The organism is Kitasatospora sp. NPDC086801, assembly GCF_044745805.1.
GTDB lineage: Bacteria > Actinomycetota > Actinomycetes > Streptomycetales > Streptomycetaceae > Kitasatospora.
Genome location: NZ_JBIVAX010000003.1, coordinates 102445 through 123141 on the forward strand (window position 1 = coordinate 102445; position 20697 = coordinate 123141).

The window sequence follows — 20697 nt, forward strand, 5'->3', positions numbered from 1 at the left end:
CCCCGGGGCGGAGCCGCTTACCGGCCGGTGTCCTCCAGGGGCATCGCGCAAGACCCGCTGTATAAGCAGCGGATAACAGTTCGGTAGGCATTTCGTGATCAACAGTGACTCTGCGTGGCGAATCAGCGTCACTCAGCGCCAGAAGACCACGGTTTTGCTCCGTCATGTCGGTGAATGTCCCTATTGCGCCGACGCGGGGGCCATCCGGCGGCTGTTTGTCCCCCATCCCTGCACGTGCTGAAATTCCAGCTACCCCTGAAGCTCTCGTGCCGGCCCGCCGGTGACGGGCCAGGGCCCGGGGGTAGCGCTGGATTGATCCATGGCCGACTGTCGGCCGAGAGGTAGTTGTCGAGTGAGGCGTAAGCAGCAACCCGCCCCGCAGCGGCGCTCCGAGCCCCGCCGGAGCGAGCCGAACGGTACCGCAGCGGACCCGGCCGGATTCTCCGCTTTCACCCCCACCGAGGAGCGCTCCCAAGCGCCCTCGGCCCCGCAGCCCCCGGCCGCGTCCACGGAGCCCCGCAGCGACGGTCCGGACGGCGACGGATCCAGGCGGTACGACTTCCTCCGCCCGCGCAACTGGCGCGTGCCGACCCGCCTGATCGCGATCCTGCTGATCCCCGTGATCATCAGCCTCGTCTTCGGCGGCCTCCGCGTGAACACCTCGGTCGACGGCTACATCAAGGCCTCCCGCGCCGAGAAGACCGCCGAGCTCGCCAAGGCGGCCACCGAGCTCGCCGAATCGCTGGAGATCGAGCGCGACACCACGCTGATACCCCTGCTCACCAAGCAGGACCCGGACGGCAAGGTCGCCAAGATCCGCGCCAACACGGACGCCGCGCTGAAGGCGTACGAGGCGGCCTACGCGGCCTCCGACAAGACCGGCGAGCTGCCGCGCCGCCACGAGGGCTTCCAGGCCCTGGTGGTCGACCTGCCGCACCTGCGGGCCAACGCGTACGGCCCCGAGCTGTTCGCCGGCGCCACCGTCAACGCCTACTCGGTGATGTTCGCCCCGCTGCTGTCCTACGACAACTCGGTCGGCATCAGCTCCAGCAACGCCGCCAGCAAGGGCCGCGCGATCTACGCGATGTCCCTCGCCAAGGCCTCCGCCTCGACCCAGCGCGCGCTCATGCTGCACCTGCTGGTCGGCATCTCCCAGAACGCCACCACCCGGTTCGAGAACGCCGACGTGATCCAGCAGATCCTGGTGGCGGAGCGGCTGGAGCAGGTCTCGCTGACCGAGTTCAACACCGGCAGCGCCCCCGAGGACGCCCGCAAGTACGCCAACGCGCAGGTCGCCCAGGCCGCCGCGTCGGAGCGCTCGGCCTACAAGATGCCGAACGGCACCGCGCCCTCCATGCAGACCCTGCTCTCCCTCGGCGCCGCCTACAGCCAGGCCGCCGCCGAGGGCCAGAGCAAGGGCAAGGCCGCCGCCGACCAGGCCTACAAGGATGCCAAGGACTCCGGCCTCACCCCGGAGAACTGGAACCAGGCCTCCAACACCCACATCCAGGCCCTGCGGGACACCGAGGTCCAGCTGCTGGACGACGTCCTCACCGACTCCCGCAACCTCAAGGACAACGCGCTCTACGACGCCATCCTCAACACGATCATCGTCGTCGCGGCGCTCATCCTGGCCGGTCTGCTCACCGGCTACGTCGCCCGCTCGATGATCCTCGGCATGCGCACCCTGCGCAGCGCCGCCCTGGAGATCGCCGACCACCGCCTGCCGGACCTGGTCGAGAAGCTCTCCAAGACCGACCCCGACCGGGTCGACACCTCCGTCACCCCGATCCCGCTGCACGGCAAGGACGAGATCGGCGAGGTCGCCCGGGCGTTCGACCAGGTCCACCAGCAGGCCGTGGCGCTCGCCGCCGAGCAGGCCCTGCTGCGAGGGAACGTCAACGCGATCTTCACCAACCTGTCGCGCCGCAGCCAGGGCCTGATCCAGCGCCAGCTGGCGCTGATCACCGACCTGGAGAACAACGAGGCCGACCCGGACCAGCTGGAGAACCTCTTCAAGCTGGACCACCTCGCGACCCGTATGCGCCGCAACGGTGAGAACCTGCTCGTCCTCGCGGGCGAGGAGGCCGGCCGCCGCTGGAACACCCCGGTGCCGCTGGTCGACGTGCTCCGCGCCGCCGCCTCCGAGGTGGAGCAGTACGAGCGCGTCGAGCTGTCCGGCATCCCGGAGGTCGAGGTCGTCGGCGCCGCCGTGACCGACCTCGTCCACCTGCTCGCCGAGCTGCTGGAGAACGCCACCTCGTTCTCCAGCCCGCAGACCCGGGTCCTGGTCAACGCGACCCGCCTGCCGGACGGCCGGGTGCTGGTCGAGATCCACGACAAGGGCATCGGCCTCACCGCCGACGACTTCGCCGAGATCAACGAGAAGCTGGCCGAGCCGCCCACCGTCGACGCCACCATCTCCCGCCGCATGGGCCTGTTCGTGGTCGGCCGGCTGTCCCAGCGGCACGACCTCCGCGTCCAGCTCCGCCCGTCCGGCGAGTCCGCCGGCACCACCTCGCTGGTCATGATCCCGCCGTTCATCACCCGGTCGGGCGCCGCGCCGGAGCCCGAGGAGCAGTTCACCGTCTCCCGGATCTTCGCCGAGCAGGAGCCGAGCTCCCAGTGGGCGCCGGGCGGCCAGCCGCGCAGCGCCGCCGAGCTGGGCTTCGACGACCACCTCACCGGCGCCGGCAACGCCGGGTCCAGCGGCTTCAGCCCGGCCCTGGAGTCCGTCCAGCGCTCGCAGCGCCTCGACCAGGTCCGCCGCGCGGCCCTGGAGGGCGCCCCGCACGACGGCGAGCCGCCGGTGCTGGACGCCGAGGTCGAGGAGGAGTACCAGCAGGGCTACGACCAGTACGCCCCCCAGGGCTACGAGCAGTCCGGCTACGCCGACGACCAGTACGGCTACGCCCAGGACGGCTACCAGCAGGACGAGTACGGCCAGGACCAGTACGGCCAGTACCCGCAGCAGGGCTACGAGCAGTCCGGCTACGCCGACGACCAGTACGGCCGCCAGGACTACCAGGACAACGGCTACCAGGGCTACCAGGACGGCTACGCCGACCAGTACGGCCAGCAGGCCGAGGAGGCCCCGGCCGGCCACCCGTACGCCCCGGAGCCGCCCGCGCTGCCCGCCGCCGAGCCCGCCGCCACCCTGCCGTCCGGGCTGCCGCAGCGCCGCCCCGGCCAGCAGCTGGCGAGTGGCGGCCTCAGCACGTCGCCCGCTCCGGCGGGCGGCGGCGACGCCCCGAACTGGTTCGCCGGCGCCAAGGACACCTCGGCGGTCGACGAACCGCGCGGCCACGACGTGTCGGCGCTGGGCGGCTACGGCCCGACCGGCCCGACCAACTCGCCCTGGCAGTCGCCCAACGACGGCGCCTGGCAGCAGGCCGAGCAGACCCGCGAGCCCGCCTCCGGCGGCACCACCGGGGCCGGCCTGCCGCGGCGCGTGCCCAAGCAGAACCTGGTGGCCGGGAACGCCAAGCCCACTCCGCAGGACGGGCCGCAGGTCTCCCGCAGCCCCGAGGAGGTCCGCGGCCGGCTCACCAACCTGCGGCGCGGCGTGGAGCAGGGCCGCAGTGCCGGTAACACCGGAAGCTTCCGGATCGACCCCGATCAGGTAGACCCGTCCGGCAACGGACAGAACCGAAGCACCGATCTCTTCGGCGGCTCGAACCACCAGGAGCGTTGAGTTGACTCAGATGAGCCAGGCCGCACAGAACCTGAACTGGCTGATCACCAATTTCGTGGACAACACCCCCGGGGTGTCCCACACCGTGGTGGTCTCCGCCGACGGCCTCCTGCTGTGCATGTCCGAGGGCTTCCCCCGCGACCGCGCCGACCAGCTCGCAGCCGTCGCCTCCGGCCTCACCTCCCTCACCTCCGGCGCCAGCCGGATCTTCGAAGGAGGCGAGGTCAACCAGACCGTCGTCGAGATGGAACGAGGCTTCCTCTTCCTCATGGCCGTCAGCGACGGCTCCGCCCTCGCCGTACTCGCCTCCCCCGACTCCGACATCGGCCTCGTCGGCTACGAGATGGCCCTGCTCGTCGACCGCGCCGGCGCCGTCCTCACCCCCGCACTCCGCGCGGAACTCCAGGGCAGTCTCCTGCACTGACGGTCCGTCGGATACCGTCCAGGTATTCGAAGTACCTCCGCGTCCTTCCCGGGCCCGCTTCGGCGGGCTCGGGTTCGGGCGTTGTACGGCCTTCGCACCACCGGCTCCGGACCTGCACCGAAGCTCGCACCGCACCGCCGCACCCTGTGAGGAGAGGAACCGTGACACCGCCCGACGACCGCAGCGGCCAGTACGGCGTTCCGTACCCTGGCACAGGCCATGACGCCTTCGGAGCACCCGGCGTCGGCCACGGTCAGCAGTACGGCCAGCCTCAGCACGGCCAGCAGCACAGCCAGCAGTACGGCCAGCACCCGTACGGACAGCCCCAGCACCCGTACGGGCAGCCGCAGCAGGAGCAGTACGACCGGCAGGGCCGGCACGGCCAGTACGACCGGCCGCAGCCCGCCTTCGACACGCCGCCGCCCGGCTACCCGGCACCGGCGCCCGGCTACCAGCCGGCCCACGAGCCCGGGCACGTCGAGGAGTTCGAGGACGAGGTCGACTCCGGCCCGCTGATCCGGCCGTTCGCGATGACCGGTGGACGCACCCGGCCGCGCTACGAACTCGCGCTGGAGGCCCTCGTCTCCGCCGACGTCGACCCGCAGCGCCTGGCCACCCTGCTCCCCGAGCACCAGCGGATCTGCACCCTGTGCACGGAGGTCAAATCCGTCGCGGAGGTGTCGGCGCTGCTCTCCCTTCCCCTGGGAGTGGCCCGCATCCTCGTGGCCGACCTGGCCGAGGCCGGCCTCGTCGCCATCCACCAGCCCGCTTCCGGCGGCGAATCCGGAAACCAGCCCGACGTCACGCTGCTCGAAAGGGTCCTCAGTGGACTTCGCAAGCTCTAACGCGGCCGCCCCCACCCGCGCCACCACCTCCGCGAAGATCGTCGTCGCAGGCGGCTTCGGCGTCGGCAAGACCACCCTCGTCGGCGCCGTCTCCGAGATCAACCCCCTGCGCACCGAAGCCGTCATGACCTCGGCCTCCGCCGGCATCGACGACATCAGCCACGTCTCCGGCAAGACCACCACCACCGTCGCCATGGACTTCGGCCGCATCACCCTCGACGAAGACCTCATCCTCTACCTCTTCGGCACCCCCGGACAGGACCGCTTCTGGTTCATGTGGGACGACCTCGTCCGTGGCGCCATCGGCGCCGTCGTCCTCGTCGACACCCGCCGCCTCGCCGACTGCTTCCCCGCCCTCGACTACTTCGAGAACAGCGGACTCCCCTTCGTCGTCGCCCTCAACGGCTTCGACGGACACCAACCCCACACCGCCGACGAAGTCCGCGAAGCACTCCAACTCAGCGCCGAAACCCCGGTCATCACGCTCGACGCCCGCCGCCGCGACAGCGCCAAGAGCGCCCTCATCACCCTCGTCGAACACGCCCTCCTCGCCCGACTCCGATGACGGGCACGGCCACGGCCACGGCCGCAGCCCACGGACCTTCGTTCGGAGGTCCGCGGGCCGCGGCCGCGGCGGGTCACTCGGCGGGTTGCCGGGCGGGCTACGCGGTGGGCTCCAGGCCGGCCCGGATCAGCCCGTAGGTGTAGGCGTCCTCCAGCGCCAGCCAGGAGGCGGCCACCACGTTGTCGGCCACCCCGACGGTCGACCAGGTGGACGTGCCGTCGGTGGACTCGATCAGCACCCGGGTCTTGGAGCCGGTGCCGTGCTGGCCCTCCAGGATGCGGACCTTGTAGTCCACCAGCTCGAACCGGGCCAGCGGCGGGTAGATCCCCTCCAGCGCGGTGCGCAGGGCCTGGTCCAGCGCGTTCACCGGGCCGTTGCCCTCGCCGGTGGCGATCCGGCGCTCCCCCTTCGCCCACAGCTTCACCGTCGCCTCGTTGCCGGTGAACCCGTTCGGGCCCTGCTCGCTGATGGTCCGCCAGGACTCCAGGGTGTAGAAGCGGTCCCGGCCGCCGCGCACCTCGTCGCGCAGCAGCAGCTCGAAGGAGGCGTCGGCGGACTCGTAGGTGTAGCCGAGGTTCTCCTGCTCCTTCACCTTGGCCACCACCCGGCCCGCCAGGTCCCGGTCGGTGGACAGGTCGTAGCCGAGCTCCTTGCCCTTGAGCTCGACCGAGGCGCGGCCCGCCATGTCGGAGACCAGCATCCGCATGGTGTTGCCGACCTGCTCCGGGTCGATGTGCTGGTACAGGTCCGGGTCGACCTTGATCGCGGAGGCGTGCAGGCCCGCCTTGTGCGCGAAGGCCGAGTAGCCGACGTACGGCTGGTGGGTGGAGGGGGTCAGGTTGACCACCTCGGCGATCGCGTGCGACAGCCGGGTCATCTCGGCGAGCCGGCCCTCGGGGAGCACCCGCCGGTCGTACTTGAGCTCCAGCGCGCCGACCACCGGGAACAGGTTGGCGTTGCCGACCCGCTCGCCGTAGCCGTTGGCGGTGCACTGGACGTGGGTGGCGCCGGCGTCCACCGCGGCCAGCGTGTTGGCCACCGCGCAGCCGGTGTCGTCCTGGGCGTGGATGCCCAGCCGGGCGCCGGTGACGGCGAGGACGTCGGCGACGGTCTCCCGCACGCCGGCCGGCAGCATCCCGCCGTTGGTGTCGCACAGCACCACCACGTCCGCCCCCGCCCGGTGCGCGGTGCGGACCACGGCCAGCGCGTACTCGCGGTTCGCCCGGTAGCCGTCGAAGAAGTGCTCGCAGTCGATGAACACCCGGCGCCCCTGCGCCCGCAGGAACTCGACGCTGTCCCGGACCATCTCCAGGTTCTCGTCCAGGGTGGTGCGCAGCGCCAGCTCCACGTGCCGGTCGTGCGCCTTGGCGACGAGGGTGACGACCGGGGCGCCCGAGGCGACCAGCGCGGCCAGCTGCGGGTCCTCCGCGGCCTTGCCGCCGGCCCGGCGGGTGGCGCCGAAGGCGACCAGCCGGGCGTGCCGGAGGTCCAGTTCGGCGGCGGCCCGGGCGAAGAACTCGGTGTCGCGCGGGTTGGCCCCCGGCCAACCGCCCTCGATGAAGCCCACCCCGAACTCGTCCAGGTACCGGGCGATGGCCAGTTTGTCCGCCACCGTCAGGTTGATGCCCTCCCGCTGCGCGCCGTCGCGCAGGGTGGTGTCGAACACGTGGAAACTGTCGTCGGTACGGCTGACCTCGGTCATGACCCCTGGTTCTCCGTTCGGGGAGGTTCGTACTGCTCTGCCGGATTGCGAGTCCCGGCTCCACTGTCCAGCATCCCGCGCGCGGCCCCGGTGTCCCTGAGCCCCTTGTGGGGGCTCCCGGCCGGTCCGGAGGCTGTGTCGATCGGGGCGGTGCCCGAAAAACGAAAAAACCCCTCGCGGGTGCGAGAGGTCTGCGCGCGGGTCTGGACGCTGGTGGTCGCTCCGCATCGGGTCCTGCGGGAGCGGTCACTGCGGACCGGCGCGCCTGCTGCTAATCATCAGGGTCAGCGAGGACACGCTCGCAGTCTGGCACAGGTCCCGGTATCCGGCCCGCCCGTCTCGCGATGCGAAACCGGGCAGGCCGGAGCGGGTGCCGCCTCAGACGATCTTGTGCAGCCAGCCGTGGGTGTCGGGGGTCTGGCCGCCCTGGATGGCCAGCAGGGCCCGGCGCAGCTCCATGGTGGTCGGGCCGGGCTCGCCGGTGCCGACCGTCCAGTCGGCGGCGGCCGACTTGACCGAGCCGACCGGGGTGATGACGGCGGCGGTGCCGCAGGCGAACACCTCGGTGAGGGTGCCGTCCGCGTTGGCCTGCTGCCACTCGTCGGTGGAGATCTTCCGCTCCTCGACGGCGTAGCCGAGGTCGGCGGCGAGCTGGAGCAGCGAGTCGCGGGTGATGCCGGGCAGCAGGGCGCCGGACAGCTCGGGGGTGACGATCTTCGCGTCCTTGCCCTCGCCGAAGACGAAGTACAGGTTCATGCCGCCCATCTCCTCGATCCACCGGTGCTCGGCGGCGTCGAGCCAGACGACCTGGTCGCAGCCCTTCTCGGCGGCCTGGGCCTGGGCGATCAGCGAAGCGGCGTAGTTCCCGGCGCACTTGGCGGCGCCGGTGCCGCCGGGCGCGGCCCGGACGTACTCCTTGGACAGCCACACCGAGACCGGCTTGACGCCGCCCGGGAAGTAGGCGCCGGCCGGCGAGGCGATGATCATGAACAGGTAGGAGTTGGCCGGGCGGACACCCAGGCCGACCTCGGTGGCGAACATGAACGGGCGCAGGTACAGGCTCTGCTCCGGCTCGTTCGGCACCCACGCGTGGTCCTGCTGGACCAGCAGCTCGACGGCCTCGACGAAGGTCTCCACCGGCAGCTCCGGCATCGCCAGCCGGCGGGCCGAGGCCTGGAAGCGGGCGGCGTTGGCCTCCGGACGGAAGGTCGCGATGGAGCCGTCGGCCTGGCGGTAGGCCTTGAGGCCCTCGAAGATCGACTGGCCGTAGTGCAGGGTCATGTTCGCCGGGTCGATCTCCAGCGGCGCGTACGGCGCCAGCTGGGCGTCGTGCCAGCCCACGCCCTCGGTCCAACGGATGGTGACCATGTGGTCGGTGAAGATCCGGCCGAAACCGGGGTTGGTCAGCCGGGCCTCGCGCTCCACGGTGGGCAGCGGGTGGGCGGAAGGCTTGAGGTCGAACGTGATGGGCGCCTGGGTGGGCGTGCTCATGGCTGTTTCCTTCACCGTGGGGTAGGTCAGGGCCGCCACCGCCGGGTGCGCGTCACGGCGAACCAGCACCGGAACGAACGCACAGCGGCACGACCCACTGTCGATACTCGCATCCAGAGGGCCGTGCCGAACAGCTGCCCGCTCCTTGGGGAGCTGCAAGCTGCGGTTATGTGGTCGCGGCCCGCCGGGCCGCGACCGTTGTCGGATCAGGCCCGTGGGCCGGAGTCCGTGACGCGGATCCGGCCCGTCAGCCGGCTACTCGGGTGACCAGCGCGTCGCCGACCTCGGAGGTGCTGCGGGTGCCGGTGCGCCCGGCCAGGTCCGCCGCGACGGCGGCCTCCACCCGGGCGGCCTCGGCGGCGAAGCCCAGGTGCTCCAGCAGCATGGCGACCGACAGCACGGTGGCCGTCGGGTCGGCCTTGCCCTGGCCCGCGATGTCCGGGGCCGAACCGTGCACCGGCTCGAACATCGACGGGAACTCGCCGCCCGGGTTGATGTTGCCGCTCGCGGCCAGGCCGATCCCGCCGGTGACCGCGGCGGCCAGGTCGGTCAGGATGTCGCCGAACAGGTTGTCGGTGACGATGACGTCGAAGCGCTCCGGCTGGGTGACGAAGAAGATCGTCGCCGCATCGACGTGCAGGTAGTCGGTGGTGACCTCCGGGAACTCCCGGCCGACCTCCGCGAAGATCCGCGACCACAGGTGCCCGGCGTGCACCAGCACGTTGTTCTTGTGCACCAGCGTCAGCTTCTTGCGCGGACGCGCCTGGGCCCGGCGGTAGGCGTCGCGCACCACGCGCTCGATGCCGAACGCGGTGTTCAGGCTGACCTCGGTGGCCACCTCCTGCGGCGTCCCGGTGCGCAACGAGCCGCCGTTGCCGACGTACGGGCCCTCGGTGCCCTCGCGGACGACGACGAAGTCGATGTCCGGCTCACCCGCCAGCGGGGACTCCACGCCGGGGAACAGCCGGCCCGGACGCAGGTTGATGTGGTGGTCGAAGGCGAACCGCAGCTTCAGCAGCAGCCCCCGTTCCAGCACGCCCGACGGCACGCTCGGGTCGCCGATGGCGCCCAGCAGGATCGCGTCGTGCGACTTCAGCTCGGCCAGCACGCTGTCCGGCAGGGTCTCCCCGGTCCGGTGGTAGCGCCGGGCGCCGAGGTCGTACTCGGTGGTCTCCAGCTTCACGTCGGCGGGGAGCACGGCACCCAGGACCTTGAGACCTTCGGCCACCACTTCCTGGCCGATGCCGTCACCCGGGACAACTGCGAGACGAATCGTGCGAGACATGCTCGGACCCTACTCCGGTGTCCCAGGGGCTGACACCCGGCGTCCACCATCCGGACGTCCGGGCATGGAACGTTGTCTGACGGGCGGAGAAGACCAGGCCACCGAAGAGCAGCTCGGTGTGGGGCGGGAGATCCCGTAGCCGATCCAGGTCGTCCGCCGTGTAGCCGGTAGCCGGAGGGCGCAGCCACCCCGGCATCGCAAGGTCGAGTTCCCTTTCCACGGGGGCACCATCGCAGGCCGATCCGCCGGGCTGCCACCTCATCACCCCTACGAGGGAGCGCGGGGGGCCGGGTCCGCGCGGGGAGCGCGCTTAGGGTGACGGGGTCCGGCAATCCCTCGCGGAAACGGGGTCGAGCAGCAATGGGCGTGCGGCGGCGGGAGGTGCTGGTCTGCGGGAGTGCGGCCGGGCTGGCGGTGGGCGGGTACGCGCTCGCGGCGGGGCTGCGCGGGGCGTGGCCGACGGGGGCGGGCGAGGCCGCCCTGCCGTACCACGCCCACCTGTGGGACCTGCTGCACGGGCGGGCCGCCGGGGACCTCCTGTTCAACTGGAACAGCGGCTACGGCGTCCCGTTCCTGGCCGACTTCTTCGCCTACCTGATGAACCCGTTCTCCTGGCCGACCGCGCTGCTCCCCCGCGACCAGGGCCGGCTCGCGCTCCTCCTGGTCACCCTCGCCACCATCGGCCTCGGCACCGCCCTGATGGCCCACCTGCTCGGCCGGCTGCACACCGGCCCGCACTGGCTGCGGGCGCTCGCCGCCGTCGGGTACGGGCTCTGCGCCTGGGTGCTCGATGTCGGCGGGGCGGCGCCGATGTGGCTCTGGGGCCTGGTCTCGCTGCCGCTGCTCGGCCTGGCCGCCGACTGGTGCCTGCGCGAGCGGCGCTGGGTGGCCGGCTCGCTGTGCGTCACCCTCGCCTGGGCCGGCAACCTCTACACCGCCGCGCTGGCCACCCTGATGGCCGGGCTGCTGCTGGCCGTCCGCCTGTTCGCCACCCCGCGGCCGTTCCGCCACCGGGTCCGGGTCACCGGGCGGGCCGTCACCATGGCCACCACCGGCGTCCTGCTCGCCTCCCCGGTGCTGTTCGTCGCCGTCCGGGCGGCGCGCGGCGCCCAGCCGGAGTCCCCGGTGCAGCCGCTCGGCCCGGCCGGGCTCGGCGGGCACCTCGCGCAACTGCTGCCCGCCACCCACGGCGGGCGGCCGCTGCCGGACGTCGCGATCGGCCTGCTGGGGCTGCTGCTGGTGTGCGGGCTGCCGTTCAACCGGCGGGTGCGGGCCCGGGAGCGGGCGGTGTGGTGCGGGGCGCTGGTGCTGGTGGTGCTCAGCTTCGTCTGGACGCCGACCATGCTGGTCTGGCACGGTCTGGCGATCCCGGCCGGCGGGCCGTACCGGGTCGCGTTCGTGCTCAGCGGCCTGCTGGTGCTGGCCGGCTGGGTGTCGCTGGCGCACCGGCCGGACCGGCTCACGCTGCTGGGCGGCGCCGCCGTGGTCGCGGTGATCGCCGCGCTGGCGGCGGGCCGGCACTCGGTCCGCGCCTCCACCTGGACGCTGCTGGCCGTCGGCGGCGTCGTCCTGCTCGCCGCGCTCTGGACCCTCGACCGCCGGCACACCGACCGCCGGGCCACCGCCCTCGCCACCTGGGTGCTGGGCGGCGCGGTGCTCGGCAACGCCGTCTGGTCCGGGTACGCGGCGCTCGCCGCCGACCCGGCCGGCGCCCCCTCCGCCACCGCCGTCCGGGCCGGGTACGCGGCGGTGCGCGACGGCGGTGCCTGGCCCCGCGGCCGCAGCGACCCCGGCCCGCACGCCTTCACCACCAACGACCCGCTGCTGCTCGACGGCCAGGGCGGCGGCTACTTCAGCGGCTACCTGCCGACCGTCGCCGCCCTGCTGCTGCACGACCTCGGCGCGGGCTGGACGGCCGGCGGGCGGCAGACCGCCAGCGTCACCGACCCGGTCGGGCGGGCCCTGTTCGCCGTCCGCGCCCACCTCGACGACGGACCGCCCCCGGCCGGCTTCACCCCCGGCCGGTCCGCCGCACCTCCACTGGTCACCGTGCTGCCGCCCGGCGCCCGGCCGGACACCTCCTCGGTCTGGTCCCGGCAGGAGTCACTGCTCGGCGGCCAGGTGTACGACGCCCCGCTGCCCGTCCCGGCCGGCGGCCCGGCGCCCACCCTGCACGGCACCAGCGGCTGGTCGCTGCCCGGCGGCGGCGAGGGCACCGTCCTCACCGCGGCCTGCACCCCCGGTGGCACGGCCTACTTCCACGGCGTCTGGTACCGGGGCACGGTCAGCGGCCTCGGCACCACCTACCGCAGCGACGGCGAACAGCCCACCACCGCCGTCGCGATCCACCGGCTGGGGCCCGTCCCCGCCGACGGGACGGTCCGGGTGACACTGCGCTCCGACACGGTCGGCCAGATCCCCGCCCGCCCGATCGGCTGCCTGCGGCCCGGCGCCCTGGACGCCGCCGTCGCCCGCCTCACCGCCACCGGCGCGACCGGCGTGGCGGTCGGCGGGCACACCCTCGCCGCGACCCTCCCGGCCGGCTCCACCGGCACCGCGCTGCTGTCCGTCCCGGCCGCCGAGGGCTGGACCTGCGCGGCGGGCGGCGGCCGGTACGTCCCGCCGACGCCCGTCCTGGGCATGATCGGCGTGCCGCTCGGCGCCGGCGCCGACCGCATCGCCTGCTCCTTCCGCCCGCCCGGCCTCACCGAGGGCCTCACCGTCACCTCCGCCACCGCCGCCGCCCTCGCCCTGGTCGCCGCCTTCACCCGTCTCTCCCGCCGCCCGACCCGCACGCCCCGCCGCACCCGTCGGCTCGCCGCCCGGGCCGCCGACCGGGCCTGAGGCGGCCTGGCCCGAGGCGACCGGGACGGACCGGCCGGGGTCCGGGCGGGCCCTCGCCGCAGGAACGCGCAGGGGCGGCCCGCCGGCTCGGCGGGCCGCCCCGTGGGCGGGTGCGGTCAGGGGAGGGTGATCACCTGGCTCCGGTGGTCGGCGGGGTTGAGGTGGTGGAGCAGGAGGAGCCGGGAGGTGTCGCCGGGGGTGCGGTGGACGTCGAGGACGGTGCCGGGCCGGACCGGGGTGGCGAGGGCGGCGGGGCCGCCGAGGCCGGCGCGGATGTCGACGGCGGGGTGCAGGACGTCGAGGGCCAGGGCGGGGCGGGTGCCGCGCAGGCCGATGGAGGAGTAGGACTCGGCCGGGTCGGGCGTGCCGGGGGCGACAGTGCTGGTCCAGACGCCGTAGTGGATGGTGCTGTGGCCTTCCCCGACGCCCGGGAGGGCGCTCAGCCGGACGGGGAGGACCAGGACGTCGCTGTCCAGCAGCGCGGTGTCGGTGTCGCCCCAGTGCCCGTTGAGCGGCTGGACGTCGAGTTCGGCGCCGGTTCGGGCGTCGAGGGCGCGGGAGACGAGGACGTCGCTGCCGCGCAGCCGGTCGGCTTCGAGGATGACGTCGGTGGTGCCGTCGCCGTCGGTGTCCAGGGAGACCCGGACGCCGTAGAGCCCGACCGGGGTGGCGGCCGGGGCCCAGAGCTGGGCGCCCACGTAGAGCAGGTCGGAGGTGGCGGCGGCGCCGACGACCCGCAGGTTGGCGGCCCGGTCGCCGGGGTGCTGGACGCAGACGTCCTGCGGGGGCTCGGTCGGTTCGGCGGCGTCGTCGGGCCGGATGCCGGCGCCCGGTCCGACGGCGGCTTCGCTGTCGGGCGGGCAGTCGGCCCAGCGGGTGCCTTCGCCGCCGAGGGTGAGGGCGGTGACGAGTCCGGGCTGGTTGCCGGGGGCGCTGCTGCCGCCGAGCATGAGGACGCTGCCGTCCCGGGTGGTGCGGGCGGCGGCGGTGGCGGTGAGGTCGGTGCCCGGGCGCGGGGCGGCCAGGACGGGGACGCGCAGCTGGGGCAGCGCCGGGTCGGTGACGGGGGTGAGCAGGACGCGGCCGGAGAGTTCGGCGCGGTAGCTGCGGGCCTTGCCGTCCTGAAGGGTGTCGATGGTGGGGTCGGGGGCGCGGCCCAGCTCCCCGGGGACGGCGAGGGTGACGTGCACCCGCGCGGTGCCGCCGGCCGGGACGTCGACCTGGCTCGGCGTCACCTCGAAGGTGGCGCCGGGCAGTTCGGTGGCGGCCGCGTAGCCGGTGCGGTAGCTCAGCGGCCGGTCCGCGTGGTTGAGCACCTCGATGTCGCGGCCGAGGGCGGTCGGCCCGGCGATCTCGACCGGGCCGTAGGAGACGCCGACGCTGCCTTCGGCCGCCCCTTCGCCGGCCGCGTAGGCGACGACGGGGGTGCGGACGGCCCGGTCGACCTGGGCCCGGCCGGCGCCGGTGCGCTCGGGGCCGTAGACCGGTCCGCCGTGGTCGTCGCCGAGCCAGGTGTCGACGGCGGTGTTCATGAGCGCGGCCTTGAGCTGTTCGACCGGCCAGTCGGGGTGGGCGGCGCGGACGAGGGCCGCGAGCCCGGTGATGTGCGGGGTGGCCATCGAGGTGCCGTCCTCGCGCTGGCCGCCGCTGCCGCTGCCGACGAGGGCGGACCAGATGGTCTCGCCGGGGGCGGCGAGGTCGGGTTTGACGACGCCGGGGACGCCGATGCCTCGGGAGGTGAAATCGGTGAGGGTGTCGGTGCGGGCGGGCTGGTTCTGGGAGACGGAGCCGTGCAGCGGGTTGCCGGGGGCGGCGAGCCGGATCTGGACGGGGCCGGCCGCGGCGGCCTGCCGGAGCCGTTCGCCGTCGTCGTGGGCGAGCAGCGCGGCCGGGATGCGGTCGTTGCCGGAGATCTCGGCGAGGTGGTCGGTGTCGGCGGCGTAGAGGGCGCCGATCGCGCCGGCGTCGGCGGCGTGGTCGGCGCGGGGGCCGGAGTTGCAGGCCCGTTCGGTGTCGCGGGTGCGCCAGGTGAGGACGGCGATCTTTCCGGCGAGCCGCTGCCGGTCGGCTTCGCTGAAGGCGGCGCAGCCGTCGGACTGGTCGGCGGGCAGGGCGAGTTGGCCGCTGACGTCGGCGCTGGACCAGCCCTGGTAGCGCTCGCTCCAGTGGGCCGGGACGACGCCGGCCAGGTCGTCGGGGGTGAGCACGGTGAGGCCGTCGGTGTCGCTGTGCGGGTCGACGGAGGCGGCGACGGCGATGGCCCGGGCGGCGGTGCCGGGGCTGCCGCCGATGCCGTAGACGTCGCCGTCGTTGCCGGCGGCGGCGACCACGACGGTGCCGAGGGCGGCGAGCCGGTCGACGGCGAGGGCGTCGGTGTCGTCGGGGCTGCCGAAGCGGCTGCCGAGGGAGAGGTTGACGACGTCGAGACGGTCGCCGAGGTCGCCGTCGCCGTTGGGATCGGCGGCGAGGTCGAGGGCCTGGGCGAGCCGGTCGGTGGAGCCTTCGCAGCCGAAGACCCGGATCGCGTACAGCTGGGCGCCGGGGGCGGCGCCGGGGCCGACCTTGAACCCGGCGGGGTCGAGTCCGGGCCGGTAGGGGCCGGTGTACGGGTGGCCGTCGGCGGTGACGCCGTAGCCGGCGGCGGTGCCGGCGACGTGGGTGCCGTGCCCGTTGCGGTCGCAGTCGATCGGGTTGTCGCTGGGGTGCGGGACGGGCTGGTGGTGCGGGGAGGACGGGTCGGGGTCGTAGTCGTCGCCGACCAGGTCCTTGCCGCCGATCACCTTGGCGTTGGGGAACAGGTCGGGCGGGGCGGGCTTGCCGCGTTCGACGGAGTGGAAGGCGGCCTCGGTGCCGGGGCCGCCGAAGTCGGCGTGGGTGTAGTCGATGCCGCTGTCGATGATCCCGATCCGCACCCCCTGGCCGGTGTTGCCGTCGCCGGTGGCGCCGGCCCAGACCTGCGGGGCGCCGGTCAGCGGGACGGAGTAGGCGTTGTCCCGCTGCTTGCGGACGATCGGGTGGACGGCCCGGACGCCGGGCAGCGCACGCAGGGCGGGCAGCCGGTCGGCGGGCACGTTGACGGCGAGGCCGGTGAGCAGGGTGCGGGTGCGGTAGAGCTCGCCGGCGGTGGGCGCCGCCCGGTGGACGGCCGCGGCGAGCCGGTCGAGGGCGTCGCCGGCCTTGGCGCGCTGGGCGGCGCCGGCGTCGGCGGCCTCCCGGCGGGCGGCTTCCGGGGAGCGCTGGGCCCGCCGGGCCCCCTCGCCGGCGCGCCGCCAGGCGGGGCCGGCCGCCTCGGTGCCGAGTTCGAGCAGGACGGTGGCCGTTCGGCCGGCCCTCGACGGCTCCGTCGGGGGGCCACTGGAGGCCGGGGTGGCGGCGAGTGCCGCGCTCCCGGCCAGCAGGGCCAGGGTGAGGCCGATCCGGGTGACGGGTCGGCGGACGGGTGGCAGGCGCACTGGGCCCTCTCCCCCGGTAGGGGGACTGATCCGCACACCGTGTCGCTGACGCCCGCCCGCGCGGACGTCGATCACCCTTCCGGGGGCCCCAAATTAGGATGATCGCGCTGGCGAGCGCGAGCAACTTCCCTCGGACGGACGCGGGTTGCACTCGACCGGGTGACCCGGCAACAGCCCGAGCGGCCTATTCGGCGGATGGACGGCCGGCCCGGCAGCGGGCCGGCGAGGACCGCCGGAGGCGCCGCTCGGCAGCACCCGGCGGAGCGGTCCGCCGGAAGCGTCCGTCAGAGGTGCCCGGTCGCGCCGCCGTTGTCGCGGCGGTCCAGCGCCCGTTGCAGGGCGGCGGCCGCGAAGGGGTTCCGCTCGGCGGCCCGGCGGCGGCGCGGGGCGCGGACGGGGGTGGCGGCGGGGGTGGGAGTGGCGTGGCGGTCGGCGGTGGTGGGCATACCGGGCTCCTTGGAAGCGGCGCACCGAAGAGGGCGCGGAAGGGGGAGGGGTACGCGCGGGGCAGGGATCGCCTGCCCGTGAGGGCGCACGCGGACACGGGCCGAACGCCCTGGCTGCAGGGGCGGCACGCCGTATCGCCCTTCCACGGTACGACCGGGCCCGGGCCGTGTCTGCACGAATACTTGGATTTCCTAGTATCTGAGACGGGTGCCGCCCGGGGGAACGCAGCGGGGCCCGGGCCCCCCGCCCCCCGCCGGCCCGGCCCCCGGGGGGGGGGGGGGCCGGCGCCCCCGGCGACCCCGCGGGGGGAGCGGGCGCCGCGGGCGGCGGCGGTCGCCCACCGTACCCCCGGGGCCGTGCCCTTTTTCCCATAATTATTTTTTATTAATTATTCATTCCTCCGGGCCCCCCGGGGGGGCCCCGGGGGGGGCCGGCCCCCCCCCCCCCGGGGGGCCCGCGCCCCGGGGGGCGTCGGGCTCAGGCGCCCAGGTCGACCGAGCGGGCGAAGCGGGCGCCGATCTCGGCGGCGATCGCCGACAGCACGTCCTGCGGGATCTGGCTGTCCACGGTGATGGAGGCGAGCGCGCCGCCGCCGTCGCGGGCGACCTGCATGCCGGCGATGTTGATGCCGGCGTCGCCGAGGTGGCGGCCGAGCACGCCGACCACGCCGGGGCGGTCCTCGTACTTGAAGAAGGCCATGTGGTTCGTGAGCGCGACGTCCACGTCGAAGGCGTCCACGCCGACGATCTTCTGGGTCTGCTTCGGGCCGGCCAGGGTGCCGGAGATGGCGATCTCCTCGCCGTTCGCGAGCGTGCCGCGGACGGTGATCACGTTGCGGTGCTCGGCGCTCTCGCTGGAGGTGGTCAGGCGGACCTCGACACCGCGCTCCTGGGCGAACAGCGGGGCGTTGACGTAGGACACCGTCTCCGCCACCACGTCCTCGAACACGCCCTTCAGCGCGGACAGTTCGAGCACCTTCACGTCGTACTGGGTGATCTCGCCGCGGACCTCGACGTCGAGCCGGACGGCGACCTCGCCGGCCAGCGCGGTGAAGATCCGACCGAGCTTCTCGGCCAGCGGCAGGCCCGGGCGCACGTCCTCGGCGATCACGCCGCCCTGGACGTTGACGGCGTCCGGCACCAGCTCACCGGCCAGCGCCAGGCGCACCGACTTGGCGACGGCGATGCCGGCCTTCTCCTGCGCCTCGTCGGTGGAGGCGCCCAGGTGCGGGGTGGCGACCACGTTGTCGAAGCCGAACAGCGGGGAGTCGGTGCACGGCTCCTTGGTGTACACGTCCAGGCCGGCGCCGGCCACCCGGCCGTCGCGCAGGGCGTTGGCGAGCGCCTCCTCGTCCACGATGCCACCGCGGGCGGCGTTGACGATGCGCACGGTCGGCTTGACCTTGTGCAGCGCCTCGTCGCCGATCAGGCCGATGGTCTCGGGGGTCTTGGGGAGGTGGACGGTGATGAAGTCCGAGACCTCCAGCAGCTCCTCCAGGGTGACCAGCTTGACGCCCATCTGGGCGGCGCGGGCGGCCTGGATGTAGGGGTCGTACGCGACGATCTTCATGCCGAACGCGGACATCCGCTGGGCCACCAGGACGCCGATCCGGCCGAGGCCGACGACGCCGAGGACCTTCTCGCTCAGCTCGACGCCGGTGTACTTGTTGCGCTTCCACTCGCCCTGCTTGAGCGCGGCGTTGGCCGGCGCAATGTTGCGGGCGACGGAGATCAGCAGGCCGCAGGCGAGTTCGGCGGCGGTGACGATGTTGGAGGTCGGCGCGTTGACGACCATCACGCCGGCCTTGGTGGCGGCGGCGACGTCCACGTTGTCCAGACCGACGCCGGCCCGGGCGACCACCTTGAGCTTGCGGGCGACGGCCAGCGCCTCCGCGTCGACCTTGGTGGCGGAGCGGATCAGGATCGCGTCGACGTCGGCGATCGCGCCGAGCAGCTCGGTGCGGTCGGCACCGTTGCAGTGGCGGATCTCGAAGTCGGGGCCGAGGGCGTCGACGGTGGCGGGCGACAGCTCTTCGGCGATCAGGACGACGGCGGTTTTGGATGTCACAGTGCTCACGACAGTGTGTCCTTAACTCTGCGGTTCCCCCCGGCACGTGCGGTGGCGTGGACGGCGGGGGGAAGGTGGCATGCCGCGTAGGTAGACGCACGACGCTGTGGGCCTGACGCGCACTCGGAAGTGTATCGACGGGCTGGGTACCAGGCTGCTCCCGTCCGGCGAAATCACCCGGACGGGAGCAGCCTACTTGTACAAGGAAGTTACGAAATCGGGCAGGGCCCGAGGCCGGTTCAGGCCTTGTCGTTGACCCAGCTCATCAGCGAGCGCAGCTTCTTGCCGGTGGTCTCCAGCAGGTGGTCCTCGTCGGCCTTCTTGTACTCGTTGTACTTGGGCAGACCGGCCTTGTACTCGGCGATCCAGGTGTTGGCGAAGGTGCCGTCCTGGATCTCGGCGAGGACCTTCTTCATCTCGGCCTTGGTGGCGTCGGTGATGATCCGCGGGCCGGTGACGTAGTCGCCCCACTCGGCGGTCTCGGAGACCGACCAGCGCATCTTCTCCAGGCCGCCCTCGTACATCAGGTCGACGATGAGCTTCAGCTCGTGCAGGCACTCGAAGTAGGCGATCTCCGGCTGGTAGCCGGCCTCGACCAGGGTCTCGAAACCGGCCTTCACCAGGGCGGCGGTGCCACCGCAGAGGACGGCCTGCTCACCGAACAGGTCGGTCTCGGTCTCCTCGGTGAAGGTGGTCTTGATGACGCCGGCCTTGGTGGCGCCCAGGCCCTTGGCGTAGGACAGCGCCAGGTCGAAGGCCTTGCCGGTGGCGTCCTGCTCGACGGCGACGATCGCGGGGACGCCGCGGCCCTCCTCGTACTGGCGGCGGACCAGGTGGCCCGGGCCCTTCGGGGCGACCATGCAGACGTCGACGTCCGCCGGGGGCTTGATGAAGCCGAAGCGGATGTTCAGGCCGTGGCCGAAGAACAGGGCGTCGCCGGACTTCAGGTGCGGGGCGATGTCGGCCTCGTAGACGTCGGCCTGGATCGGGTCCGGCACCAGGATCATGATGACGTCGGCCTCGGCCGCGGCCTCGGCCGGGGTGACGACGCGCAGGCCGGCCTCCTCCGCCTTGGCACGGGACTTGGACTCCGGCTTCAGGCCGACCCGGACGTCGGCGCCGGAGTCGCGCAGGGACAGCGCGTGGGCGTGGCCCTGGCTGCCGTAGCCGATGACCGCGACCTTGCGGCCCTGGATGATGGACAGGTCGGCGTCGTCTTCGTAGAACAGCTCGGCCACGGGGGCACATCTCCTTGCGTGATGGTTGCCGGGTACGCGATCTCTACGGTAGGCGTACCGGCGGTGGTGTGGGACGGTGCTTCAGGGTGTGAGACGGCCTGCGTCTCGGGGGTGCTCAGGCGCTGCGGTCGAGGGCGCGCAGCGAGCGGTCCGTGATCGAACGGGCGCCGCGCCCGATGGCGACCAGGCCGGACTGGACCAACTCCTTGATGCCGTACGGCTCCAGCATCCGGAGCATGGCCTCCAGCTTGTCCGAGCTTCCGGTGGCCTCGATGGTCACCGCGTCGGGGGACACGTCGACGGTCTTGGCACGGAACAGCTGGACGATCTCGACGATCTGCGACCGGGTCTCGTTGTCGGCGCGGACCTTCACCAGGACCAGTTCCCGCTGGATCGCAGCGGACTGGTCGAGTTCGACGATCTTTATCACGTTCACGAGCTTGTTGAGCTGCTTGGTGACCTGTTCCAGCGGGAGGTCCTCGACGTTGACCACGATGGTCATCCGGGACACGTCCGGATGCTCGGTCGGGCCGACGGCGAGGGAGTCGATGTTGAAGCCCCGACGGGAGAACAGGGCGGCGATGCGGGCGAGCACGCCGGGCTTGTTCTCGACCAGGACGGAGAGGGTGTGCTTGGACATGGG

Annotated in this window: 13 protein-coding genes; 5 read left to right on the forward strand and 8 right to left on the reverse strand. The window is 73.2% G+C overall.

Translation table 11 applies throughout. The annotated features are described in order from the left end of the window. Positions 1-352 precede the first annotated feature (352 nt). The 4 genes from ACIPLC_RS05690 (at position 353) to ACIPLC_RS05705 (ending at position 5528) form a co-directional block, all read left to right on the forward strand. Positions 353-3694 carry a nitrate- and nitrite sensing domain-containing protein gene (locus ACIPLC_RS05690; RefSeq protein ID WP_400471390.1) on the forward strand — a complete coding sequence of 1114 codons (3342 nt, stop codon included), beginning with the start codon at positions 353-355 and terminating at the stop codon, positions 3692-3694. 10 nt (positions 3695-3704) lie between these two features. Next, on the forward strand, positions 3705-4118 hold the full coding sequence (locus ACIPLC_RS05695) for a roadblock/LC7 domain-containing protein (RefSeq protein ID WP_030057391.1): 414 nt from the start codon (positions 3705-3707) through the stop codon (positions 4116-4118). Between the two features lie 161 nt (positions 4119-4279). Then, positions 4280-4963: a DUF742 domain-containing protein gene (locus ACIPLC_RS05700; RefSeq protein ID WP_400471392.1), complete on the forward strand. Its 684-nt coding sequence runs from the start codon at positions 4280-4282 to the stop codon at positions 4961-4963. Then, complete coding sequence (locus ACIPLC_RS05705) at positions 4944-5528, forward strand: GTP-binding protein (protein ID WP_400471394.1); 585 nt, start codon at positions 4944-4946, stop codon at positions 5526-5528. Before ACIPLC_RS05700 ends, ACIPLC_RS05705 begins: the two co-directional genes overlap by 20 nt. A 97-nt stretch (positions 5529-5625) precedes the next feature. Here ACIPLC_RS05705 and cimA read toward each other — a convergent pair whose 3' ends face one another. The 3 genes from cimA to ACIPLC_RS05720 all read right to left on the reverse strand — a co-directional run bounded on the left by cimA (position 5626) and on the right by ACIPLC_RS05720 (position 10006). Next, positions 5626-7230, reverse strand: a complete 1605-nt coding sequence (cimA, locus tag ACIPLC_RS05710; RefSeq protein WP_400471396.1) for a citramalate synthase — start codon at positions 7228-7230, stop codon at positions 5626-5628. A 378-nt stretch (positions 7231-7608) separates the two neighbouring features. Beyond that, a complete protein-coding gene (locus ACIPLC_RS05715; RefSeq protein ID WP_400471397.1) occupies positions 7609-8721 on the reverse strand; it encodes a branched-chain amino acid aminotransferase in 1113 nt (370 codons plus the stop codon). Between the two features lie 247 nt (positions 8722-8968). Then, positions 8969-10006 (reverse strand): 3-isopropylmalate dehydrogenase, encoded by a 1038-nt coding sequence (locus tag ACIPLC_RS05720; protein WP_400471399.1) that lies wholly within the window; start codon positions 10004-10006, stop codon positions 8969-8971. 360 nt (positions 10007-10366) lie between these two features. On the opposite strand from ACIPLC_RS05720, the gene ACIPLC_RS05725 reads away from it, so the two are divergent. Continuing rightward, positions 10367-12850 (forward strand): YfhO family protein, encoded by a 2484-nt coding sequence (locus ACIPLC_RS05725; protein WP_400471401.1) that lies wholly within the window; start codon positions 10367-10369, stop codon positions 12848-12850. Between the two features lie 116 nt (positions 12851-12966). Here ACIPLC_RS05725 and ACIPLC_RS05730 read toward each other — a convergent pair whose 3' ends face one another. The 5 genes from ACIPLC_RS05730 to ilvN all read right to left on the reverse strand — a co-directional run bounded on the left by ACIPLC_RS05730 (position 12967) and on the right by ilvN (position 20694). Continuing rightward, positions 12967-16302, reverse strand: coding sequence for a S8 family serine peptidase (locus tag ACIPLC_RS05730; RefSeq protein ID WP_400471403.1), 3336 nt, complete (start codon positions 16300-16302; stop codon positions 12967-12969). Between the two features lie 284 nt (positions 16303-16586). Then, positions 16587-16748, reverse strand: a complete 162-nt coding sequence (locus tag ACIPLC_RS05735; protein WP_400471404.1) for a hypothetical protein — start codon at positions 16746-16748, stop codon at positions 16587-16589. Positions 16749-17226: 478 nt separating this feature from the next. Further along, complete coding sequence (gene serA / locus ACIPLC_RS05740; protein ID WP_400471780.1) at positions 17227-18816, reverse strand: phosphoglycerate dehydrogenase; 1590 nt, start codon at positions 18814-18816, stop codon at positions 17227-17229. A 239-nt stretch (positions 18817-19055) separates the two neighbouring features. Further along, positions 19056-20054, reverse strand: a complete 999-nt coding sequence (gene ilvC, locus ACIPLC_RS05745; RefSeq protein ID WP_400471406.1) for a ketol-acid reductoisomerase — start codon at positions 20052-20054, stop codon at positions 19056-19058. Positions 20055-20169: 115 nt separating this feature from the next. Then, positions 20170-20694: an acetolactate synthase small subunit gene (ilvN, locus tag ACIPLC_RS05750; protein ID WP_030302941.1), complete on the reverse strand. Its 525-nt coding sequence runs from the start codon at positions 20692-20694 to the stop codon at positions 20170-20172. Positions 20695-20697: the final 3 nt, after the last annotated feature.

Bases quoted from the DNA above. Each gene is read 5' to 3' on its own strand.
- ACIPLC_RS05695 (WP_030057391.1), top strand. From the start codon at position 3,705: ATGAGCCAGGCCGCACAGAACCTGAACTGGCTGATCACCAATTTCGTG.
- cimA (WP_400471396.1), bottom strand. From the start codon at position 7,230: ATGACCGAGGTCAGCCGTACCGACGACAGTTTCCACGTGTTCGACACC.
- ACIPLC_RS05715 (WP_400471397.1), bottom strand. From the start codon at position 8,721: ATGAGCACGCCCACCCAGGCGCCCATCACGTTCGACCTCAAGCCTTCC.
- ACIPLC_RS05720 (WP_400471399.1), bottom strand. From the start codon at position 10,006: ATGTCTCGCACGATTCGTCTCGCAGTTGTCCCGGGTGACGGCATCGGC.
- ACIPLC_RS05725 (WP_400471401.1), top strand. From the start codon at position 10,367: ATGGGCGTGCGGCGGCGGGAGGTGCTGGTCTGCGGGAGTGCGGCCGGG.
- ACIPLC_RS05735 (WP_400471404.1), bottom strand. From the start codon at position 16,748: ATGCCCACCACCGCCGACCGCCACGCCACTCCCACCCCCGCCGCCACC.
- ilvN (WP_030302941.1), bottom strand. From the start codon at position 20,694: ATGTCCAAGCACACCCTCTCCGTCCTGGTCGAGAACAAGCCCGGCGTG.